Origin of the sequence: Metabacillus sp. KUDC1714 (assembly GCF_014217835.1) — a bacterium.
GTDB classification, from domain to species: domain Bacteria; phylum Bacillota; class Bacilli; order Bacillales; family Bacillaceae; genus Metabacillus; species Metabacillus rhizosphaerae.
Genome location: NZ_CP055263.1, coordinates 2152501 through 2172852 on the forward strand (window position 1 = coordinate 2152501; position 20352 = coordinate 2172852).

The 20352-nt window shown below is 35.8% G+C and carries 18 protein-coding genes, 1 tRNA gene and 1 pseudogene (1 of these 20 only partly in view); 16 read left to right on the forward strand and 4 right to left on the reverse strand.

Annotated features, from left to right (window positions below; genetic code table 11):
* Window positions 1-24 (forward strand) — tRNA-Ala (locus HUW50_RS10265) (it extends 52 nt beyond the left edge of the window).
* Window positions 25-52: 28 nt separating this feature from the next.
* On the opposite strand, the gene HUW50_RS10270 is transcribed toward HUW50_RS10265, so the two are convergent.
* A complete protein-coding gene (locus HUW50_RS10270; RefSeq protein ID WP_157094387.1) occupies window positions 53-190 on the reverse strand; it encodes a hypothetical protein in 138 nt (45 codons plus the stop codon).
* Window positions 191-294: 104 nt separating this feature from the next.
* Between HUW50_RS10270 and sigW the strand changes: the two genes are divergently transcribed.
* From sigW to HUW50_RS27055, 7 genes and pseudogenes are all read left to right on the forward strand, one after another.
* The gene (sigW, locus tag HUW50_RS10275; protein WP_066332443.1) at window positions 295-858 is read left to right on the forward strand and encodes an RNA polymerase sigma factor SigW; all 564 of its coding nucleotides are present in this window, start codon (window positions 295-297) and stop codon (window positions 856-858) included.
* A gap of 14 nt (window positions 859-872) precedes the next feature.
* Window positions 873-1496 carry an anti-sigma factor family protein gene (locus HUW50_RS10280; protein WP_066332439.1) on the forward strand — a complete coding sequence of 208 codons (624 nt, stop codon included), beginning with the start codon at window positions 873-875 and terminating at the stop codon, window positions 1494-1496.
* Window positions 1497-1799: 303 nt separating this feature from the next.
* Window positions 1800-2621, forward strand: a complete 822-nt coding sequence (cdaA, locus tag HUW50_RS10285) for a diadenylate cyclase CdaA (protein WP_066332432.1) — start codon at window positions 1800-1802, stop codon at window positions 2619-2621.
* A complete protein-coding gene (locus tag HUW50_RS10290) occupies window positions 2614-3858 on the forward strand; it encodes a CdaR family protein (RefSeq protein WP_066332424.1) in 1245 nt (414 codons plus the stop codon). The genes cdaA and HUW50_RS10290 overlap by 8 nt, the downstream gene beginning before the upstream one ends.
* A gap of 27 nt (window positions 3859-3885) precedes the next feature.
* Window positions 3886-5232, forward strand: a complete 1347-nt coding sequence (gene glmM, locus HUW50_RS10295) for a phosphoglucosamine mutase (RefSeq protein ID WP_066332418.1) — start codon at window positions 3886-3888, stop codon at window positions 5230-5232.
* A 437-nt stretch (window positions 5233-5669) separates the two neighbouring features.
* Window positions 5670-7475, forward strand: a complete 1806-nt coding sequence (gene glmS / locus HUW50_RS10300; RefSeq protein WP_066332414.1) for a glutamine--fructose-6-phosphate transaminase (isomerizing) — start codon at window positions 5670-5672, stop codon at window positions 7473-7475.
* A 178-nt stretch (window positions 7476-7653) separates the two neighbouring features.
* Window positions 7654-7860: pseudogene (locus HUW50_RS27055) on the forward strand (hypothetical protein); the annotation flags it as partial.
* Between the two features lie 163 nt (window positions 7861-8023).
* Here HUW50_RS27055 and HUW50_RS10305 read toward each other — a convergent pair.
* Both HUW50_RS10305 and HUW50_RS10310 read right to left on the reverse strand, forming a co-directional pair.
* Window positions 8024-9751 (reverse strand): sensor histidine kinase, encoded by a 1728-nt coding sequence (locus tag HUW50_RS10305; protein WP_185653878.1) that lies wholly within the window; start codon window positions 9749-9751, stop codon window positions 8024-8026.
* Entirely contained in the window at window positions 9738-10454 is a 717-nt protein-coding gene (locus tag HUW50_RS10310) for a response regulator transcription factor (protein ID WP_185653879.1), read from the reverse strand. Before HUW50_RS10310 ends, HUW50_RS10305 begins: the two co-directional genes overlap by 14 nt.
* 200 nt (window positions 10455-10654) lie before the next feature.
* Here HUW50_RS10310 and HUW50_RS10315 point away from each other — a divergent pair, with 200 nt between their 5' ends.
* From HUW50_RS10315 to HUW50_RS10325, 3 genes are all read left to right on the forward strand, one after another.
* Window positions 10655-11344 carry an ABC transporter permease gene (locus HUW50_RS10315; RefSeq protein ID WP_066332405.1) on the forward strand — a complete coding sequence of 230 codons (690 nt, stop codon included), beginning with the start codon at window positions 10655-10657 and terminating at the stop codon, window positions 11342-11344.
* On the forward strand, window positions 11344-12249 hold the full coding sequence (locus tag HUW50_RS10320) for an ABC transporter ATP-binding protein (protein ID WP_066332397.1): 906 nt from the start codon (window positions 11344-11346) through the stop codon (window positions 12247-12249). Before HUW50_RS10315 ends, HUW50_RS10320 begins: the two co-directional genes overlap by 1 nt.
* 241 nt (window positions 12250-12490) lie before the next feature.
* Window positions 12491-12832 (forward strand): zinc ribbon domain-containing protein YjdM, encoded by a 342-nt coding sequence (locus HUW50_RS10325; protein ID WP_185653880.1) that lies wholly within the window; start codon window positions 12491-12493, stop codon window positions 12830-12832.
* Window positions 12833-12958: 126 nt separating this feature from the next.
* Here the strand turns inward: HUW50_RS10325 and HUW50_RS10330 are convergent, their stop codons facing one another.
* Window positions 12959-14380 carry a sugar porter family MFS transporter gene (locus HUW50_RS10330; protein WP_185653881.1) on the reverse strand — a complete coding sequence of 474 codons (1422 nt, stop codon included), beginning with the start codon at window positions 14378-14380 and terminating at the stop codon, window positions 12959-12961.
* 380 nt (window positions 14381-14760) lie between these two features.
* Between HUW50_RS10330 and HUW50_RS10335 the strand changes: the two genes are divergently transcribed.
* From HUW50_RS10335 to iolD, 5 genes are all read left to right on the forward strand, one after another.
* Window positions 14761-15525: a DeoR/GlpR family DNA-binding transcription regulator gene (locus HUW50_RS10335; protein ID WP_066332375.1), complete on the forward strand. Its 765-nt coding sequence runs from the start codon at window positions 14761-14763 to the stop codon at window positions 15523-15525.
* Window positions 15526-15576: 51 nt separating this feature from the next.
* On the forward strand, window positions 15577-15966 hold the full coding sequence (locus HUW50_RS10340; protein WP_185653882.1) for a tautomerase family protein: 390 nt from the start codon (window positions 15577-15579) through the stop codon (window positions 15964-15966).
* A 619-nt stretch (window positions 15967-16585) separates the two neighbouring features.
* Window positions 16586-17401, forward strand: a complete 816-nt coding sequence (gene iolB, locus HUW50_RS10345) for a 5-deoxy-glucuronate isomerase (protein WP_066332367.1) — start codon at window positions 16586-16588, stop codon at window positions 17399-17401.
* A gap of 21 nt (window positions 17402-17422) precedes the next feature.
* A complete protein-coding gene (iolC, locus tag HUW50_RS10350) occupies window positions 17423-18418 on the forward strand; it encodes a 5-dehydro-2-deoxygluconokinase (RefSeq protein ID WP_066332365.1) in 996 nt (331 codons plus the stop codon).
* Window positions 18419-18428: 10 nt separating this feature from the next.
* Complete coding sequence (gene iolD, locus HUW50_RS10355) at window positions 18429-20342, forward strand: 3D-(3,5/4)-trihydroxycyclohexane-1,2-dione acylhydrolase (decyclizing) (protein WP_066332361.1); 1914 nt, start codon at window positions 18429-18431, stop codon at window positions 20340-20342.
* The last annotated feature ends 10 nt before the right edge of the window (window positions 20343-20352 follow it).

The window sequence follows — 20352 nt, forward strand, 5'->3', positions numbered from 1 at the left end:
GTTCGATCCCGCTAGGCTCCACCAATACTATATGAAAATTCAAACCATAAACTTATGTTTGTGGTTTTTTGTTATTTGTAAATACTAGAATAACGTGCTTTTGGTGATAGTTTTTATGAATAACGAAGAGGTCTATTTCAAGTAGTCCTGATTTATTGCTCGTCTTAATAATTAATTGAAAATTTATCACCAATAACCTCCAAAATTTGTTAAAATAATTTATGTAAATAAAATGAAACCAAATGGAAAGTTATACGTATATAAAGAGACCCGCAGAGTGCGGAGGTATGTTGAATGGAAACGATAGTAAAGAATCGAATAAAACAGGTTAGAAAAGGCGATCAAAATGCATTTGCGGAAATAGTTGATTTGTACAAGGATAAAATCTATCAATTATGCTACAGAATGCTCGGAAACGCGCACGAAGCAGAGGATATTGCACAAGAAGCTTTTATTCGAGCATTTGTAAATATTCATACGTATGATATGAATAAAAAATTCTCGACATGGTTATACCGAATTGCAACAAATCTATCAATAGATCGTATTCGAAAAAAGAAGCCAGATTATTATCTTGATGCAGAGGTGTCAGGAACAGATGGATTAACGATGTATTCCCAAGTAGCTGCTGAAATAGCTTTACCGGAAGAAGAACTTGAAACAATGGAACTACAACAAACAATTCAAAAAGAAATTTTAAAGCTCCCTGATAAGTATCGAACAGTTATTGTCTTAAAGTATATTGATGAGCTATCATTAATAGAAATAAGTGAAATTCTCGACATTCCAATTGGTACTGTCAAAACACGGATTCACAGAGGGAGAGAAGCCCTAAGAAAGCAATTAAGGCATTTATAATGAGGTGAGAATATATGAGCTGTTCTTCTGAGTTTGTTCAGCTTTTGCATAAATATATGGATCATGAATTATCTAGTGATGAAGAAATTAAGGTGAAAGACCATCTTCACACCTGTGAGAGTTGCTATCAACATTTTCATGAGCTTGAAAAGGCTGTTGCGCTTGTCCAAAGTACATCCCATATTGAAGCTCCAAAGGATTTCACACAAGCTGTTATGAATAATCTACCAAAGGAAAAGCGAACAGCTTCCTGGAATCGTTTGTTAAAAGGTCACCCACTATTGGCTGCCGCCTCATTGTTTGTTCTTCTGATGACAGGAAGTCTATTTTCAGCCTGGCATGAGGATCAGCACTTTAGCGTCTCTAAACAGTCAAACCTAGTTGTAGAGAACAGTAAGGTCACCGTTCCAAAGGGAGAGGTTGTCAAGGGCGATGTGATTGTGAAAAACGGCTCTTTAACGATTGAAGGTAAAATTGAGGGTGATGTAACTGTGATTAATGGAGAAATTAATGGAGAGAATTATATGGCAGCAGCAGGACAAGTAACCGGGGATATAGAGGAAGTAGATGAGATGTTTGAATGGTTATGGTACCATATAAAATCTCTTTCTCAGGATGTTGTAGGAGTTTTTCGTTAAACACAAGGTCATCAATACGGTGGCCTTTTTACATTTTCTTTTAGAAAGTGATATAATAACATAGTTATCAACAAAACTTATATATGAATGAGGCGGGGTTGAACTAAGCTAATTTTTAGGTATACCATCCTGCTTAGAAAATTGATGAATACAGCTTCAACAATTTAATATAAGGCTTACTCTGATAAAGTAGTTATATTAATGTAGCTAGTACATACTTCATTTTTTCATATTTCTTGGTTAATTGATGACGACATTTACGTTTTTATATATTAAAGAGTGAAACTCATGGAGGACGAGTGAATGGGATATGAGGATATACCAATATTGCATTACCTCGGCATAGCTGTTGATATTCTCCTTGTGTGGTACGTTATCTATAAACTGATTATGGTCGTAAGGGGAACCAAGGCTGTACAGCTATTAAAAGGAATTACTGTAATAATTGTAGTCCGCATGTTAAGTCAATACTTAGGATTAAGCACGTTACAGTGGTTAATGGATCAAGCCTTAACATGGGGTTTTCTTGCCATTATTATTATTTTCCAACCAGAGCTGCGCAGAGCATTAGAACAGCTAGGAAGAGGACGATTATTTTCTCGAGGTGGTTTACCTGGAGAGGATGACCCTGAAATAACCGTTGAAGCAATTGTGAAAGCAACAGACTATATGGCAAAACGACGCATTGGTGCGTTAATGTCAATTGAAAAAGAAACAGGGATGAGCGATTACATAGAAACTGGAATACCATTAAATTCAATGATCTCGTCTGAATTATTGATTAACATCTTTATCCCTAACACACCACTTCATGACGGGGCAGTTATTATTCAAAAGAATCAAATTGCAGCAGCAGCTTGCTATCTACCTCTATCAGAAAGCCCGTTTATTTCTAAGGAACTTGGGACACGTCACCGAGCCGCTTTAGGGATTAGTGAGGTGACAGATAGTTTAACAATTATCGTTTCTGAAGAGACAGGAAGTGTCTCAGTTGCTCGAAATAGTGAGCTTCATCGAAACTTAACTCAAGATGAATTAAGAGAAATTCTTCAAAAAGAGTTAATTATAACAACAAAACCTGTTTCCTCAAACCGTTGGCAATGGAGGGGAAAGAAAAATGGATAAGTTGATGAATAGCCATTGGGTGATGAGGGTTATTGCTTTATTTATGGCGTTGATGTTATATGCTTCGGTTAATATTGAATCAGCTCCTTCTGTTAATCAGCCATCGACACCATTATCGCAATCACCTACTGCGGACAAGGCTACTGTCACAGAAGTACCGGTTGTAACATACTTTGACCAAGAAAACCTTGTTGTAACAGGTGTAACTGAATCGGTTAATGTCAATTTAGAAGGTGCAACAAGTTCATTAACAAAGGCAAGGCAGCTTAGAGATTTTGAGGTTTATGCAGACTTGACTAAATTATCAATTGGAACTCATCGAGTTAAGCTTAAAATTAAAAACCTATCTGAAGACTTAAAGGCAAGTATTACTCCTTCAGTTATCACAGTTACAATTGAAGAGAAGGTAACTAAAGATTTTCAGGTCGAAGTTGATTTTCTAAATGAGGATAAGCTTGAGGAAGGTTATACGCCTGATCAACCAATTGTGAATCCAAACAGCATTCGTGTGACAGCTTCTAAAGAATTAATTGATCGAATATCCAGCGTGAAAGCTGCTGTAAACCTAGAAAATGCGGAAGAAACAGTTAACCGTGAATCTCGGATTACGATATATGATAGTGATGGGAATATCCTTCCCGTTGAAGTGGAACCAACAGTAGTTGATGTCACAGTTCCGATAAAAAGTCCAAGTAAATCCTTACCTTTTAAAATAATAAGGGAGGGCGAGCTTAAAAAGGGTTTAAGTATATCAAGTATTGAACCTGACCCAAAGGAAATCACCGTCTTTGGTCCTATGGATGTTTTGGATAAGCTTGAATTTATCGATGGAGTTACAGTAGACCTTAGTAAGATTAATAAAGATACTGTAATAGAAGTTGCTGTGCCGATACCCGAAGGAATAAAAAAGATAAATCCTGAAAAGCTCAAGATTAATGTAGATGTTGATGAACAAGAAGAAAAGGCATTTACAGATCAAGAGATAAAAGCTGTAGGATTATCAGAGGCTAAGAATCTTGAGTTTATTGAACCAGAGACAGGAACACAAGATGTTAAGATTTATGGGGCATCAAATGTTATTAAGGATATAAAATCATCTGATATAGAATTATATATAAATTTATCAGATCTTAGTGATGGTGAGCATGAGGTAGATGTTGAGGTAAACGGCCCGCAAAATATAACATGGTCATTAGAAAATGAAAAAGTGAAAGTTAAAATTTCTTCAGCCTCATAAGGCAGATTAAATAAAGGAGCGAAACCAATGGGAAAGTATTTTGGGACAGATGGAGTACGAGGAGTAGCTAATAGTGAATTAACACCTGAGTTAGCCTTTAAAATTGGCCGATTTGGTGGTTATGTATTAACAAAAGATACGGAAAGACCGAAAGTATTAATCGGACGAGATACTCGTATTTCAGGTCATATGCTTGAAGGTGCTCTTGTAGCAGGTCTCCTTTCTATAGGAGCTGAAGTAATGCGTTTAGGTGTTATCTCAACTCCAGGTGTAGCATTTTTAACGAAGGCACTTGGTGCACAAGCAGGAGTTATGATCTCTGCTTCACATAACCCTGTACAAGATAATGGTATCAAGTATTTTGGTCCAGATGGATATAAATTATCAGATGAGCAGGAACTTGAAATTGAAAGCTTAATGGATCAAGAAGTAGATACATTACCAAGACCAATAGGGGAACATTTAGGACAAGTAAACGATTATTTTGAAGGCGGACAAAAATACCTTCAATTCTTAAAACAAACAGTTGATGAAGACTTTACTGGTATTCATGTGGCATTGGATTGTGCACATGGTGCTACTTCATCACTTGCTACACATTTGTTTGCTGATTTAGATGCAGATGTTTCGACAATGGGTACATCTCCAAATGGATTAAATATCAATGCGGGAGTTGGTTCAACACATCCAGAAGCATTAGCAGCCTTTTTGAAGGAGAAAAATGCAGATATCGGTTTGGCGTTTGATGGTGACGGTGATCGTTTGATTGCTGTCGATGAGAATGGTGAGATCGTTGATGGCGATCAAATCATGTATATTTGTGCAAAGTTTTTAAACAGTGAAGGAAGACTAAAGAAAAATACTGTTGTATCGACTATTATGAGTAATCTAGGATTTTATAAAGCCCTTGAGGAACATGAAATTAACAGTATCCCAACAGCTGTTGGAGACCGTTATGTAGTAGAAGAAATGAAGAAAAATGACTACAACCTTGGTGGAGAACAATCAGGTCATATTATTTTCCTTGATTATAATACAACTGGCGATGGACTTCTAACCGGATTACAACTTGTGAACATTATGAAGCTAACCGGTAAAAAATTATCAGAGCTAGCTGGTGAAATGAAAAAATACCCACAATTACTTATTAATGTAAAAGTAACAGATAAATATCGAGTAACAGAAAATGAAAAGGTGAAAGAGATTATTGAATCTGTGGAACAAGAAATGAATGGTAATGGTCGTATCCTTGTTCGCCCTTCAGGTACAGAGCCATTAGTTCGTGTTATGGCAGAAGCTCCAACAGAAGAACAATGTCGTGAATATGTTGAGCGAATTGTAGACATAGTCAAACAAGAGATGGGCTTGGAGTAAGAAGGAGGCGGGGTAACCCGCCTTTTTTATTAACATGTTACATTTTCGAACATATCATATATGTATAGCAATTCAAGTAGAATTGTTAGAGTAGGGTATAAATTGATTGACGGTTTATTTTATTATGTTGTATTATTAACTTTGTATTTTTATTTATGATAGAAAGGGGCATAGTAAAGAAGATTGACAATTTAAAGCGCCTGAACTAAGGGATCGAAAATAACTTAGTTGACGAGGATGGAGGTTATCGAAATTTCGGCGGATGCCTCCCGGTTGATTGGTTACAACCGTAAGTTTTTCCTTAAACCAAAGAGGTAACTTTTTGTACAAAGGGAGAAGCGTAGCCTTCCAAAATTAAAAACATGTGTGAGGGGACAGTGAATGTCTCCGAAAATGACTTCCTGTCCCTAGTTTACACGCTATGGGAGGAAACGAATATGTGCGGAATCGTTGGATATATTGGGAAACAAGATGCTAAGGAAATATTATTAAAAGGGTTAGAAAAATTAGAATACCGTGGATATGACTCTGCAGGAATTGCAGCAATGAATAATGAAGGTGTGCACATTTTCAAAGAAAAGGGTCGAATTGCTGAGCTACGTGAGTGTGTTGATGAACAAGTAGAAGCATCAACAGGAATCGGTCATACAAGATGGGCAACACATGGTGTACCTAGCCGAGTAAATGCACATCCACATCAAAGTACTACTAGTAGATTTACCCTTGTGCATAACGGTGTTATTGAAAACTATGCTATTTTGAAGCGTGAATATTTACAAGATGTTCAACTGAAAAGTGATACAGATACAGAAGTAATTGTTCAAGTAATTGAAAAATTTGTAGCAAATGGATTAGAGGTTGAGGAAGCGTTCCGTCAAACGTTATCAGTCTTAAAAGGCTCTTATGCGATTGGATTATTAGATGAGCAAAATCCTAATATGATTTATGTAGCAAAAAACAAAAGTCCACTGCTTGTTGGTTTAGGTGATGGCAGCTTTAACGTGGTTGCGTCAGATGCTATGGCAATGTTACAAGTAACTGACCAATATGTTGAAATTATGGACAAAGAAATGGTTTTTGTTGAACGTGAGTCTGTTACAATTAAAGATTTACAAGGTAATGTAATTGAACGTGCCCCTTATAAAGCAGAGCTTGATGCAAGCGATATTGAAAAGGGCACTTATCCTCACTACATGTTAAAAGAAATAGATGAACAGCCTTTAGTCACAAGAAGAATTATTGAGAAATACCGTAATGAAGATGGTGGTTTAACAGTTGATGCTGAAATCGTAAACGCTGTGAATGCAGCTGATCGAATCTATATTATTGCAGCAGGAACTAGTTACCATGCAGGTTTAGTTGGAAAACAATTTATTGAAAATTGGGCGAAAATTCCAGTTGAGGTTCATATCGCAAGTGAATTCTCATACAATATGCCATTGCTTTCTGATAACCCACTATTTATCTTTATTTCACAAAGTGGAGAAACAGCAGATAGTCGTGCAGTATTAGTACAGATTAAAGAGCTTGGTCACAAAGCTTTAACGATTACAAATGTTCAAGGGTCAACATTATCTCGTGAAGCTGACTACACGCTGTTATTACATGCAGGTCCTGAAATTGCTGTTGCATCTACAAAAGCGTACACTGCACAATTAGCAGTATTATCTATTCTTGCGGCTGTTGCAGCATATGGAAAAGGACGTTCTTTAGAATTTGATTTAACAAAAGAGCTTGGAATTGTTGCAAATGCTATGGAGGTTCTTTGTGATCAAAAAGAAGAGATGGAAGCTATTGCACGCGAATATCTCTCTACAACACGTAACGCATTCTTCATTGGACGTTCTGTTGATTACTACGTAGGACTTGAAGGTTCTCTAAAACTTAAAGAAATCTCTTATATTCAAGCAGAAGGTTTTGCAGGCGGAGAGCTTAAGCATGGTACAATTGCCCTAATTGAAAATGGTACTCCAATTATTGCATTAGCGACACAAGAGCATGTTAACCTAAGCATTCGTGGAAATGTCAAAGAGGTTGTAGCCCGTGGAGCTAATCCTTGTATAATCACAATGAAGGGCCTAGAAGAAGAAGACGATCGTTTTGTTCTTCCAAGCGTTCATGAACAATTATCACCACTTGCAGCAGTTGTACCATTACAATTGATCTCTTACTATGCTGCATTACATCGTGGTTGTGATGTTGATAAACCACGTAATCTTGCGAAGAGTGTTACGGTGGAGTAATCAAGGGGATATTTGCAGATTTTTGTTGTTGATTTAATATAAAGTCTGATAATTTATATTAAATTTTGATTGAAATTCCTGTGTATTAATATAATATGCAGGAATTTTTTGTTCCTCGAAGTGCCATTTAATTGTGCGAAGTGTTTCTAGCTTATTATGTTTATTAATATTTATGGATGTAGTACCGTCGTATTTGTCTAAAGGTATCGAATTCGATGCTGTCATCATTTATGATGCATCGGAGCATGTATACAGTGATGAGAGCTTACGTAGAGTTTTCTACACTGCCTGCACTAGTGCTATGCATTATTTGCAGCTTTACAGTGTAGGTGAACCGAGCCCATTTTTACGAAACGTATTGCGGGAGGGTTTCATCCAAGCTTGACTGGATTTTTAAGATAAACTAAATGAATTAGTATCGTGTACTTTTAAAGAGTTACAAAAAAGGCCAAATTTCTTTTAATGTTAATAAATAAATTTGGTTTTACTATAAAATTAGGTTTCCCCAAATGTTGTTACTTTTGGGGAAACCTTTCATTATCATCTATTTAGATTGGTAGAATAATTCGAACGGTTGTGCCTTTATGAGGTGCGCTTTTTACATTAATTGATCCACCGTGAAGCTGGACCAATTGTTTCGCAATGGTCAACCCTAGGCCAGTTCCGTTGCTAGTATCGCTTGTATTGGTTCCACGGTAATACCGCTGAAAGAGCTTATCGAGTGTTTCATTGTCCATTCCTTTGCCATTATCTGTGATCGTAATGATCAAAAGATGTTGTTCGATAGGCGAAATGGATACTGTAATTGCAGTGCCTGAAGGATTGTACTTAATGGCATTCGCTATCAGATTATCTATAATCCTTTGAAACCATTTTGGATCAATTGGTGCAAAAGCATCTCCATTGTATGGATGAAAAATAAATTCTTTATCGTTGTTAGCCGGATCATTGATGAAATGGATAATAGCCCGACGGATGAAGTCGTTAATGTCGACTTGTTCTTTTGTAATGGGTAAAGCTTGATTTTTCAATCGGTAGGTTAATGTTAGGTCCTCTAGTAATTCCATCATATATGCTGACTTTTCGACGATGATTCCAGCAAACTCTTTTGTCTCTCTTTCTGTCCACGAGTAGTTTTCAGTTTCAAGCATCTGAGCATAACCAGATATGGAGGCGAGGGGAGTTTTTAGGTCATGGGAAAGACCGCTGATCCACTCTTCCCGTGTTTGAGTCATTTTGTGACGTTGTGCTTCGTTTTCTTTTAAAGCCGCTGTTAATTGTGATAGGGTTGCAATTAGATCTTTATACAGACGGTACTTCCTTTTTAATTTCCCCTCTTTATTCAATAAGATTGGCCTTTGATGCAAATCTAAAGGCTGCTCATAAAGACCACTGCCAAGATTTTGAATCCATTTCATCATCGTAATCAACGGAACACCAAATTTACGTGCATACCAAAAGGTAACGATTAACAAAACAAGAAATAACCCTATAAAAATGATTAAAATACTATTACTAATCGTTTTAAACAGGCCATTTTCTATACTTGAGGCTGAATTTGATTCCTGTACACCCACCATAATCGTCTGTTCAGACTCTGCATCATAGTACGCTGCAACAGAATCATCTTTAGTTTTCGGAAGGGTGTGCAGATCTTCCGTTGAGTAAGTGACCGGCTCTTGATTCGTACCATATCCATCCACTACCTCTCCGTTTGAATTGATTAATTGGACCCAAACCTTTTCTGCTTCAATTTGTTGAAGACTAGATTTGGAAAGATTAAGATTCTGATTTTTCCAATCGAGATCTGCCTTAATCTCGTTTAATATATTGGTCTCTAACCTTTTTCTACCGAATAAAAGAAAATAGGGCTGTGGAGATGTTTCATCTAATTTCCAATACTGATATTCCACAGTGGCAGGGGCATTTGGTAGAATTAATGAGGCTAGTTCACTTACTTTAAAATGTTTGGGTATTTGTTTCGGTGCATTGTACGATCCAATAATATTCCCTTTTACTGTTAGGATAAGGATCCAGCCGTTCTGATTCGTTACTAGTTGTTTTAATTCTTCATCAATCTTTACTTTCTCACCCTGTATTGTAATCAAGTCAGAAAAAAAATAGCTATCTACTTTGGATAAATCTTGATTAGCTTCATCTTTCATAATCGAAAAGCCAATAATCGCCCAGAAGGACAAGAAAACAAAGAGAAATATACTAAAAATAAGGATTAATTGTATAAAAAACTGTACAAGAAATCGTTTATTGATGTTCATGTCTACCACCATTTGGAACAAACTTATAGCCGAGGCCTCTTACTGTTACAATGTATAGCGGTTTACTGGGGTCGTTCTCAATTTTTTCCCGAAGTTTTCGAATATGAACCATGACGGTATTATCTTCTCCTAAAAATTCTTCCCCCCACACTTTTTCATAAAGCTGACTTTTACTAAAAAGTTGATTTGGATGTTGACAGAAGAAAAGAAATAACTGGTAAACTTGTGCAGTCAATGCTACAGTTTTGCCCTTGATATTAACTTCTCCAGAGAGAGTATTTACTTGTATGTTTCCATATTGATAGACTGATTGCGAGCTTTTTGAGATCTTGCCTGAATGACGGCGTAAATGTGCTTTTACCCTTGCGACCACCTCCAGGGGATTAAATGGTTTAGTAATATAATCATCTGCACCTAATGCAAAGCCTGAAAGTTTGTCCAAATCTGTTGATCTTGCTGTAAGAAAGAAAATGGGTGCATCTGTCCTTTCCCTAATCAAGGGACAAATTTCAAAACCACTGCGATCTGGCAACATCACATCCAAAAAAATTAAATCATATCGTTTCGATTGACAAAATAAAAGTGCATCTTTTGCATTAGAAGCGGTATCTATATGTTTAAATTCTTCTCTTTTTAAAATCGTGGTTAACATATGTAAAATTGCTTGTTCATCATCGACGATTAATAATCGTGTCTCTTGCATTTTGATGCTCCTATTCTATCTGGTATATAAGTAATGATAACATTCAGTCATGAAAAAAAGAGAAATTAAGGAAAAATTAAGGTAGAGTTTCAGGAGGTTTAAGATAGAAAAAGTATAATCGTTATAGATTGATAGCAGAAGTAAACAGAATATCAAAAGAACCAAAATACGAATGAAACATTGAAAGGGAGAAATCAGTTATGTACGTCATTAGTAAAAGAGAGTTTTTTAACTTATTCAAGGGAATAAGGTCAATCATTATGATTGCGATTTTATTTATTACCTCCTATTATTCAGCAAAGTTTTCAAATGTGTTTATGTCTGAAATTGAATTTTCTTCAAAGGAAGCTGAAAATATTCACACAGCTGGTCTTTTGATGCTTATCTTAACCTTGGGGCTATTATTTGTAATGAGCTTGTCTCACGATAGCATAAACCGTGAGGCAAATGATCGTACGATGCGATTTTTAGTAACAAGAACTTCACGAACATCTATTCTGTATGGTAAGTTCTTAGGTATTTGGCTATTTTGGTTCGTTTGTGTGACTGTTTCCTTTTTACTTATCAGTATTTTTGCACATAAGATTGATATTTTTATTTTTTTACAGACAATTAGTTTATTAACATGTTACATAGCCTTAACAATTCTGCTTTCAGTCTTAATTCTTAAGCCTGGATATACCATGTTTCTTGGAGTTTTAGTTGGATTGTCTTTTCCTATATTTGGGTTTTGGGTAACCTTTACTTCGAACATTTGGGTAAGTTGGATAAAGTTTATCACACCATTTTATTATTTAGAGAGAAATGACTATACCTTTATTGTGATCTTTTTATTTGCAGGTGTCATGCTTTTTATGGCGCACCTAATTCTTAACAGGAGGTCATTCTGATGATTGCCATCGAAACAAAACAGCTTAAGAAGTCGTTTGGAGCAGTATCAATTGTAAAGGGTATTGACCTTATTGTGGAACAAGGGGAAATCTTCGGCTTTCTAGGTCGCAACGGTGCTGGTAAATCGACTTTCATTAATATGTTAACAGACATTATTCAACCTAGCTCTGGAGCATACACACTTTTAGGTGTAAAAGGCCCAAATAATCAAGTTAAGAAGAGAATCGGGGTCATGCCTGATTACTCGACTTTCTATGGATCTTTAACCGCGATAGAGCATTTAAAATTCCTATCTGCGCTTTCGGGTCAGCCAGTAGCAAAAGTGCGATGCATGGAAGTGCTCCAACTTGTTGGTCTAAAGGCTCATGCTCATAAAAAAACCGCGAAATTTTCATTTGGTATGAAAAAGAAGCTTGGTATTGCACAAGCCATCATCCATGACCCCGAACTGATTTTTCTTGACGAACCAACTTCAGGTATCGATGCTGAATCTGTGATCCAAATCCATAAGCTGATCGATCAGCTACACAAAAAGGGCAAGACTATTTTCATGACATCTCATAATCTTGATGAAGTGGAAAAAATATGCACAAGAATTGCGATTATGAAGGAAGGGCAGATTGTCAAAATTGGTACAATGGATGAACTTAGAAACTTCTATAGGTCGAAGATCACTGTTAGACTCAAGCATTCTTCGATGCCTAAATCTGAACAAGTAAAATTACATCAGTGGCTGAAGTCAGTTGGGACAGATCTGGAAATAAAAGATCCTTATGTCACTATTACAATTGATGATGAAAAGAAAATTGCTGATATGATTCGAGCATTTAATCAGTGTAACGTAGATGTCTTTCGTGTAGAAGTAGAAGAACCATCACTTGAAGAAATCTTCCTGGACGAATAAATTAAATAAAAGTATATATAGCACAATGGATTAGAAATAAATTATTGGAACTATCAATCGGGCCAAACCGGTCCAGCATGCTGGTGTTGATGATGTGCCACTAGTACTTGCTGACTCATTTTATAAGTGGTATATGGGGCGCCGAAATGAAATTGAAATTGAGATTGATACTAAGTTATAATTGATGGAATTGATAATAATTAATGTGGATTTAAGGATATCGAATGGAGGAATTGGAATTATGGTAGACTTACCAAATTGTCCGAAATGTAATTCAGAATATACATACGATGATGGAAGTCTTTTTGTTTGCCCTGAATGTAGCCATGAATGGTCTGTAGAATTAGAAGTTGAAAATAGTGAAGGTAGTAAGGATATTACAGATGCAAATGGGAATGTTTTAAACGATGGCGATTCTGTATCAGTAATCAAAGACCTTAAAGTTAAAGGAACTTCATTAGTTGTAAAAGTAGGTACAAAGGTAAAAAATATACGTTTAGTTGATGGAGATCATGATATTGATTGCAAAATTGACGGATTTGGAGCTATGAAATTAAAATCTGAATTTGTAAAAAAGGTATAAACGTGGTTTTAATTCTGTTGTAATAAAGAAAAGACGTTCATTAAGGTGGTTTATTTTCTTAATGAACGCCTTTTTTATCTGGCTTAATTATTTTTGTTGAAAAGTAAAGCGCTTTATATTTTTGGACTACTTAGCCATTTTATTTAATTGGTTTAATGTAGTTGAATTATCTTCTTTCTTATAATTACGGAAGTATTGTTCTAGTTGCTCAAGTGTTAATCCCTTAGTTTCCGGCAAGAATTTCTTTACAAATGTGATTGCTGCAAGTCCAAGAACAACAAATATAAAGAAGGTTGTAGATAAACCGACCTTATCAAGTAAAACAGGGAACATCAAACCGATGAAAAAGTTTACCATCCAGAGACAAAAAACAGTTATTCCCATACCAAGACCTCTTAATCTTAAAGGGAAAATTTCAGAAAGCATTAACCATGTTACTGGTGAAATGGCACCCTGCTGGAAAGCAAGGAATGTGACTGTCAATGCTAAAACAATATATGGAAGAGCGGGAGATCCTTCAAGTGTAAGTGAGAATATTCCAATAAGTAGGAGTGCAGTCGTAGTTCCTATCAAACCAGTTATTAGCATTGGTCGACGGCCAACTTTACCAAGCAGCCAAATCCCAACGAAAGTTGCTAACACTGAGATTACACCATTGGCAATATTACCTATAAGCGCAGCCTCTGTTTGAAAGCCAGCATCTTTAAGAATTTCAGTACCATAGTACATAATCGAGTTTACACCAGTAATTTGTTGCACAACTGCAATTCCAATTCCGATAAATAAGATTCTGCGTACCCATGGTACAGCCATATCCTTTAAAGTTACTTTTTTAATTTCTGATTTTTCGACAAAAGCAGACTTAATCTCAGCTAATTCAGATTTAGCTCGACTTTCCTCACGTACTTGTCTAAGAACTCGCAAAGCATCATTGTTTTTTCTTTTTGATACAAGCCAACGTGGACTTTCAGGCATTTTAATCATGCCAAAGAATAGGAAAATAGCTGGTAGAGCTGCTATAGCTAACATGTAACGCCAAACATGATCATTGTCACCCATTGTGTTGCCAAGTATAGCATTAAAGATGAAGGCTAATAATTGTCCAGAAACAATCATTAATTCATTTTGAGTAACCATGCGACCTCTGCTCTCTGCAGGTGACATTTCCGCTAAGTAGGTAGGAACAGTTACTGAAGCGCCCCCTACAGCAACCCCTAATAAGAAACGGAAGATTACCATAACAGTAACATTAGGAGCAAGTGTACAGCCAAGTGTAGCGATAAAGAATAACACAGCTAGATATAGAATGTTTTTGCGACGGCCATTAAAATCTGAAAGTCGACCACCGAACACTGCGCCGAGTGCGGCACCAAAAAGAAGTGAACTTGCAACAAGACCCTCGGTGAAGGAATTAAGATTTAGAGCTTCGGACATATAAGGCAACGCACCGTTGATAACACCAGTATCGTAACCGAAGAGAAGCCCGCCAAATGTGGAGACTAAGATAACTTTGAGTAAAAACGAGTTTTGTTTGACCTGTTTATTCAAAATAATTCCTCCTTTTGAAACATATTGGTTATATGTTGATTATTTTTTGGTTACTTATGAATGTTTTGATCATATTATTAAAAGCGCTTTCAGTCAATAGAAATTTCAGAATTTTTATCGATAATTTTAGATAATAATAGAAAAATCATTACGAATTATGGAGATGTTACCAGTATTATCACTATTCTAAACTAGTGATAGATAGCAGTTAGTCTTTCAGATAATTGTGTAATAGATTAAGAAATTGACCAATACATGAAAATAAATGGTGAAGTTTTGGGTAACTCTTGATAGAATATAAAAAAACACTTATAGTAATAGTAGAAGTACGCTTCTAGTCGCATGAAAAGTGAAAATAAATGCATTCAAGAGGGGTAATTATGATAAAAACAGAACGTATTGAACAAATACAGGATTATGTTCTTGTCAATGATACTGTATCTTTAGATGAGCTTGTAAAAGTGTTTGATGTATCTAAAAACACGATTCGACGTGATATTCAGCAGTTGGTTGAACGAGGGAAAATAATAAAGGTTTACGGTGGGGTAGCTGCAAATCATGCAACACTTAAATCGTTTAACGAAAGGCAGACACGCAATCAAAAACAAAAAAGGTCAATTGCTAGGGCAGCTGCAAATTTTGTTGAGGATGGGGATATCATTTATATTGATTCAGGAACGACTACATTAGAAATGGTGGAGCACCTCCAGGCAAAGAATGTTACGATCATTACAAATAATCTCGACTTTATTTTTAAATCGTTTCCATATGATAATTTAAATGTCATTTCAACTGGTGGAGTATTTGATCGTAAAACAAAATCATTTGTTAGTTTGAAAAATATGGATTTATTAAAATCCTATAATATTAACAAGGCTTTCATGGCTTCAACTGGTATCACCATCTCAAATGGAGTGACTCATTCCTCTCCTCTTGAAAGTGAGATAAAGCAAACTGTCGTTAAAAAGAGTTCAAAAGTCTTTCTACTGGTTGATCATTGTAAATTTGATAAATATGCCTTGATGACCTATTGTGATATGGATGAAGTTGATTATATTGTAACGGATAAAGCCCCAAGTGAAAGCTACCAAGAATATACAAAGAGGCACGATATTCAACTTGTAATCTCAGATAATTTGAATTGAAATGAAGTAGGGAAAAAAATAGGTTTAATTAATCTAAGGAGGAACTAAAACATGCCATTATTACGTTTTGATTTAATAGAGGGTCGCGATGAAAAGTCATTAAAAAAATTATTGGATGTTGCCCATAATGCTATGGTGGAAGCTTTTAAAGTACCGGAAAGGGACCGTTATCAAATTGTTCATCAGCATCCAGCTAATGAACTTATAATTGAAGATACAGGTTTGGGCTTTAATCGAAGTAAAAATTTAGTCATTATAAGCATCGTTAGCAAAACTAGGACTACGAGTCAAAAGGAGCTGTTATATGCTTTACTAGCAAGCCAACTTGAGTCTGAGTGTGGCATTTCTCCTCAAGACTTAATGGTATCTATTACGGAAAATGGGGACGCAGACTGGAGTTTTGGAGTAGGCGAAGCGCAGTTCTTAACAGGAAAATTATAACTCATTTTATGAGGGGCTAGTTCTTGCTTATTCAATTGAATAAGTAAGGACACTTCTAGAATATAATAATAAGTGCTATTTAAAACAAGATCGAACCTGGTTATGTCGAATATAAAATTAAAATAAGCTATTGAAAGCGCTTTAGGTTAATGTTATTATAAAATTATTAAAAATCAAATTATTTAAAGATTGAATAAGTCTAGAAAGGCAGAATATACTGATAAGGATACATCTTTATTAAGGATTCAATACCTTTAGGTTGTTTAAGTTGGATAAAAGTAATTTCTATACTGAAATCGATTGCAGTAATATAATGCTAAAATGATACCAAAACAATTACATTAGTCCAATGGAGCGATAATTGTATGTAATTTCATACAAATAAGCATATAGAAGATGAATAGTCTTTTTTTAAGAGTAAAACACTTTGAAAAATTGTTGACTGAAAGCGTTTGTATTATTATTCTGAAGGAGAGATTATTAAACTTGCAAAGATTAGATAACACCTATTCTTTAAAAATAAGTAACAATGAAATCGATTTCAGAGAATGTCAATTTATTAAAAAGCAGAATATAGAATTTTCTTACTACAATAAATCCAATAAAGGAGGAGATAGCAATGAGTAAATTGCTTCGCAAACCAAATAATCAGGAAATTGCACAAGGTGTAACACTTGTACATGATGTGACATCAGAAAATTCATCGTTGGAATATGTAGGCTTTAAAATAATAGATTTAGCTCCTGGTGTTACATATACAGAGGAATTAGGGAAGCAAGAATGTTGTATTGTAGCAGTAACAGGGAAGATAAATGTTTCAGATAGGGATGTTACATATGAAAATATAGGGACTCGCAAATCTGTATTTGAAAAGCAACCAACAGATAGTGTGTATGTATCAAATGATCACATTTTTGATGTAGAGGCAGTTAGTGGGGCGCGTGTAGCTTTATGCTACTCACCTTCGGAAAAACAATTACCAACAAGATTGATTAGTGCTTCAGAAAATGGTGTCGAACAACGAGGAACAGGCAACAACAAGCGAATGGTGCATAACATCCTACCAGATTCAGATCCATCAGCAAACAGCTTACTAGTTGTTGAGGTTTTTACTGAAAGTGGAAATTGGTCTAGCTATCCTCCACATAAGCATGATCAAGATAATTTGCCGCAGGAATCATTTTTAGAAGAAACATATTATCACGAAATGAACCCGCCGCAAGGATTTGTATTTCAACGTGTTTATACAGATGATCGTTCCTTGGATGAGACGATGACTGTAGAAAACGGTAATGTTGTCATCGTACCTGTAGGTTACCACCCTGTAGGTGTACCTGAAGGCTATACGTCCTATTATTTAAATGTTATGGCAGGACCAAAGCGAATTTGGAAGTTCCACAATGATCCTGATCATGAATGGATTTTAAAACGCTAAAAAAGGGAGTTGTTTTTTGAGATGAAAATTAATTTTAATGCTGAAAAAGAATTCGATATTATTGCAATTGGTCGAGCTTGTATAGATTTAAATGCAGTGGAATATAACCGCCCTATGGAAGAAACAATGACATTTTCAAAGTATGTCGGTGGTTCTCCAGCAAACATTGCAATTGGAAGTTCTAAGCTAGGTTTAAAAGCCGGATTTATCGGTAAAATTTCCGATGATCAACATGGACGTTTTATCGAGAAATATATGAGTGATGTTGGTATTGATACTTCTAACTTTGTGGTAGATAAAGAAGGGCATAAAACAGGTTTAGCATTTACAGAGATTAAAAGTCCAGAAGAGTGCAGCATTTTAATGTATCGACAAGATGTTGCAGATCTTTATTTGGCTCCATCTGAAGTGGATGAAGCGTACATTAATAAATCGAAGGTCTTGCTTGTCTCAGGTACGGCTTTGTCTAAAAGTCCTTCACGTGAAGCAATATTAAAAGCAGTAAATCTAGCGAAAAAGAATGATGTAAAAGTTATTTTTGAATTAGACTACCGTCCATACTCTTGGGAATCCCTTGAAGAAACAGCTGTTTATTATTCTTTAGTAGCAGAGCAAGCAGATATTGTCATTGGTACTCGTGATGAATACGATGCAATGGAAAATAGCGAAATAGAAGGTAAAAATGAGAATACAGTCAACTATTTGTTCAAACATTCTCCAGAGTTAATCGTCATTAAACATGGTGTAGAAGGTTCTTTTGCCTACACTAAATCTGGAGAGGTATTTAGAGGTCTAGCATACAAAACAAATGTATTGAAAACGTTTGGTGCTGGGGATTCATACGCATCAGCATTCCTATGTGCTTTAATAACAGGTAAAGATATTGAAACAGCTTTAAAATACGGCAGTGCATCAGCATCAATCGTAGTGAGTAAGCATAGCTCATCAGAAGCTATGCCAACAGTAGAAGAAATTGAACAATTAATTGCTAAAAACGAAACAATTTCAATAGCATAGAGGTGAAAAAATGGAAACGGTTAGATTAACAACAGCGCAAGCTTTAATCAAGTTTTTGAATCAACAATATGTTCATATTGATGGCGATGAATTTCCTTTTGTCGAAGGTATTTTTAATATCTTTGGCCATGGAAATGTATTGGGCTTTGGCCAGGCACTTGAACAAGATCCAGGTCATTTGAAGATTATTCAAGGGAAAAATGAACAAGGAATGGCACATGCGGCGATCGCTTATAGTAAACAAATGCTACGTAAAAAAATATATGCCGTTACAACTTCAAGTGGTCCTGGCTCAGCCAACCTGGTAACTGCAGCAGGTACAGCCCTTGCTAATAACATTCCTGTATTATTGTTGCCTGCAGACACTTATGCTACACGCCAACCTGATCCAGTCTTGCAACAAGTCGAACAAGAACACAGCATTGCAATAACAACAAATGATGCACTTAAACCGTTGTCGCGATATTGGGATCGTATCACTCGTCCTGAGCAATTAATGTCAAGCTTAATTCGCGCATTCGAAGTGATGACAGATCCAGCAAAGGCAGGTCCTGCAACGGTTTGTATTTCACAGGATGTTGAAGGTGAAGCATTTGATTATGATGTAAAATTCTTTGAAAAACGAGTTCATTACATCGATCGTAAGTTACCAACTGAACGTGAATTAAATGGTGCAACAGAGCTAATCAAGGCTAGTAAAAAGCCGTTAATTGTTGTTGGTGGTGGCGTAAAGTATTCTGAGGCACGGGAATCTTTAATAGAATTTTCTGAGAGATATAATATTCCATTGGTAGAAACGCAAGCAGGTAAATCAGCTGTAGAATCCTCATTTATAAATAATCTAGGCGGACTAGGTATTACAGGCACTCAAGCGGCCAATAAAGCAGCCTTACAGGCAGATCTAATTATTGGTGTTGGTACAAGGTTTACAGATTTCGCAACGGCTTCTAAAACACTATTTAACTTTGAAACAACAAAATTCTTGAACATTAATGTTAGTCGGATGCAAGCGTATAAATTAGATGCATTCCCAGTTGTTGCTGATGCTAGAACAACTTTTGAAGCGTTAATTCCAATGTTAGAGGGATATACGAGTGAGTTTGGCGATTTGATCACTGAATTAAAAGAGGAATGGTTAATAGAACGTGATCGCTTAAGTAAAGTGACATTTAATAGAGAGAATTTTGATCCTGAAATTAAAAATCACTTCTCACAAGAAAAATTAAATGAATATGCAGATGCTTTAAATACGGAGCTAGCACAAACGACAGCATTGTTAGCAATTAATGACACGATTGAACCTGATAGTATCATTATTTGTGCGGCTGGATCTCTTCCAGGAGATTTACAACGTTTATGGCATTCAGAAGTTCCAAATACGTACCATCTTGAGTATGGTTATTCATGTATGGGGTATGAAGTTTCAGGTACCTTGGGGTTGAAATTAGCTGATCCGACAAAAGAAGTGTACACAATAGTAGGTGACGGAAGTTTCCTTATGCTTCATTCGGAATTTATTACAGCTATTCAATACAATAAAAAAATTAATGTGCTTCTTTTCGATAACTCGGGATATGGCTGTATTAATAATTTACAAATGGATTCTGGTAATGGTAGCTTCAATTGCGAATTCAGAACAGATGACAATCAAATTATGAATATTGATTATGCAAAAGTTGCGGAAGGATATGGCGCTAAAGCATATCGTGCAAATACTGTAGAAGAATTAAAAACTGCTTTAGAAGATGCGAAGAACCAAGATCGATCAACTTTAATTGAAATGAAAGTGCTCCCAAAGACAATGACAGATGGATATGATGGTAGTTGGTGGAATTTAGGATTCCCAGAGGTGTCTAATCAAGAAGGAGTCCAAAAGACTTTTGAACTAAAACAACAAAAGTTAAAAAATGCAAAGCAATACTAATAGGGGTGAA

Coding starts and splice junctions, on each gene's coding strand:
- HUW50_RS10335 (WP_066332375.1), top strand. CDS start 14,761: ATGATAAAAACAGAACGTATTGAACAAATACAGGATTATGTTCTTGTC.
- HUW50_RS10325 (WP_185653880.1), top strand. CDS start 12,491: ATGGTAGACTTACCAAATTGTCCGAAATGTAATTCAGAATATACATAC.
- cdaA (WP_066332432.1), top strand. CDS start 1,800: ATGGGATATGAGGATATACCAATATTGCATTACCTCGGCATAGCTGTT.
- glmM (WP_066332418.1), top strand. CDS start 3,886: ATGGGAAAGTATTTTGGGACAGATGGAGTACGAGGAGTAGCTAATAGT.
- iolD (WP_066332361.1), top strand. CDS start 18,429: ATGGAAACGGTTAGATTAACAACAGCGCAAGCTTTAATCAAGTTTTTG.
- iolB (WP_066332367.1), top strand. CDS start 16,586: ATGAGTAAATTGCTTCGCAAACCAAATAATCAGGAAATTGCACAAGGT.
- HUW50_RS10340 (WP_185653882.1), top strand. CDS start 15,577: ATGCCATTATTACGTTTTGATTTAATAGAGGGTCGCGATGAAAAGTCA.
- HUW50_RS10310 (WP_185653879.1), bottom strand. CDS start 10,454: ATGCAAGAGACACGATTATTAATCGTCGATGATGAACAAGCAATTTTA.
- HUW50_RS10280 (WP_066332439.1), top strand. CDS start 873: ATGAGCTGTTCTTCTGAGTTTGTTCAGCTTTTGCATAAATATATGGAT.
- iolC (WP_066332365.1), top strand. CDS start 17,423: ATGAAAATTAATTTTAATGCTGAAAAAGAATTCGATATTATTGCAATT.
- HUW50_RS10290 (WP_066332424.1), top strand. CDS start 2,614: ATGGATAAGTTGATGAATAGCCATTGGGTGATGAGGGTTATTGCTTTA.
- sigW (WP_066332443.1), top strand. CDS start 295: ATGGAAACGATAGTAAAGAATCGAATAAAACAGGTTAGAAAAGGCGAT.
- HUW50_RS10305 (WP_185653878.1), bottom strand. CDS start 9,751: ATGAACATCAATAAACGATTTCTTGTACAGTTTTTTATACAATTAATC.
- glmS (WP_066332414.1), top strand. CDS start 5,670: ATGTGCGGAATCGTTGGATATATTGGGAAACAAGATGCTAAGGAAATA.
- HUW50_RS10315 (WP_066332405.1), top strand. CDS start 10,655: ATGTACGTCATTAGTAAAAGAGAGTTTTTTAACTTATTCAAGGGAATA.
- HUW50_RS10320 (WP_066332397.1), top strand. CDS start 11,344: ATGATTGCCATCGAAACAAAACAGCTTAAGAAGTCGTTTGGAGCAGTA.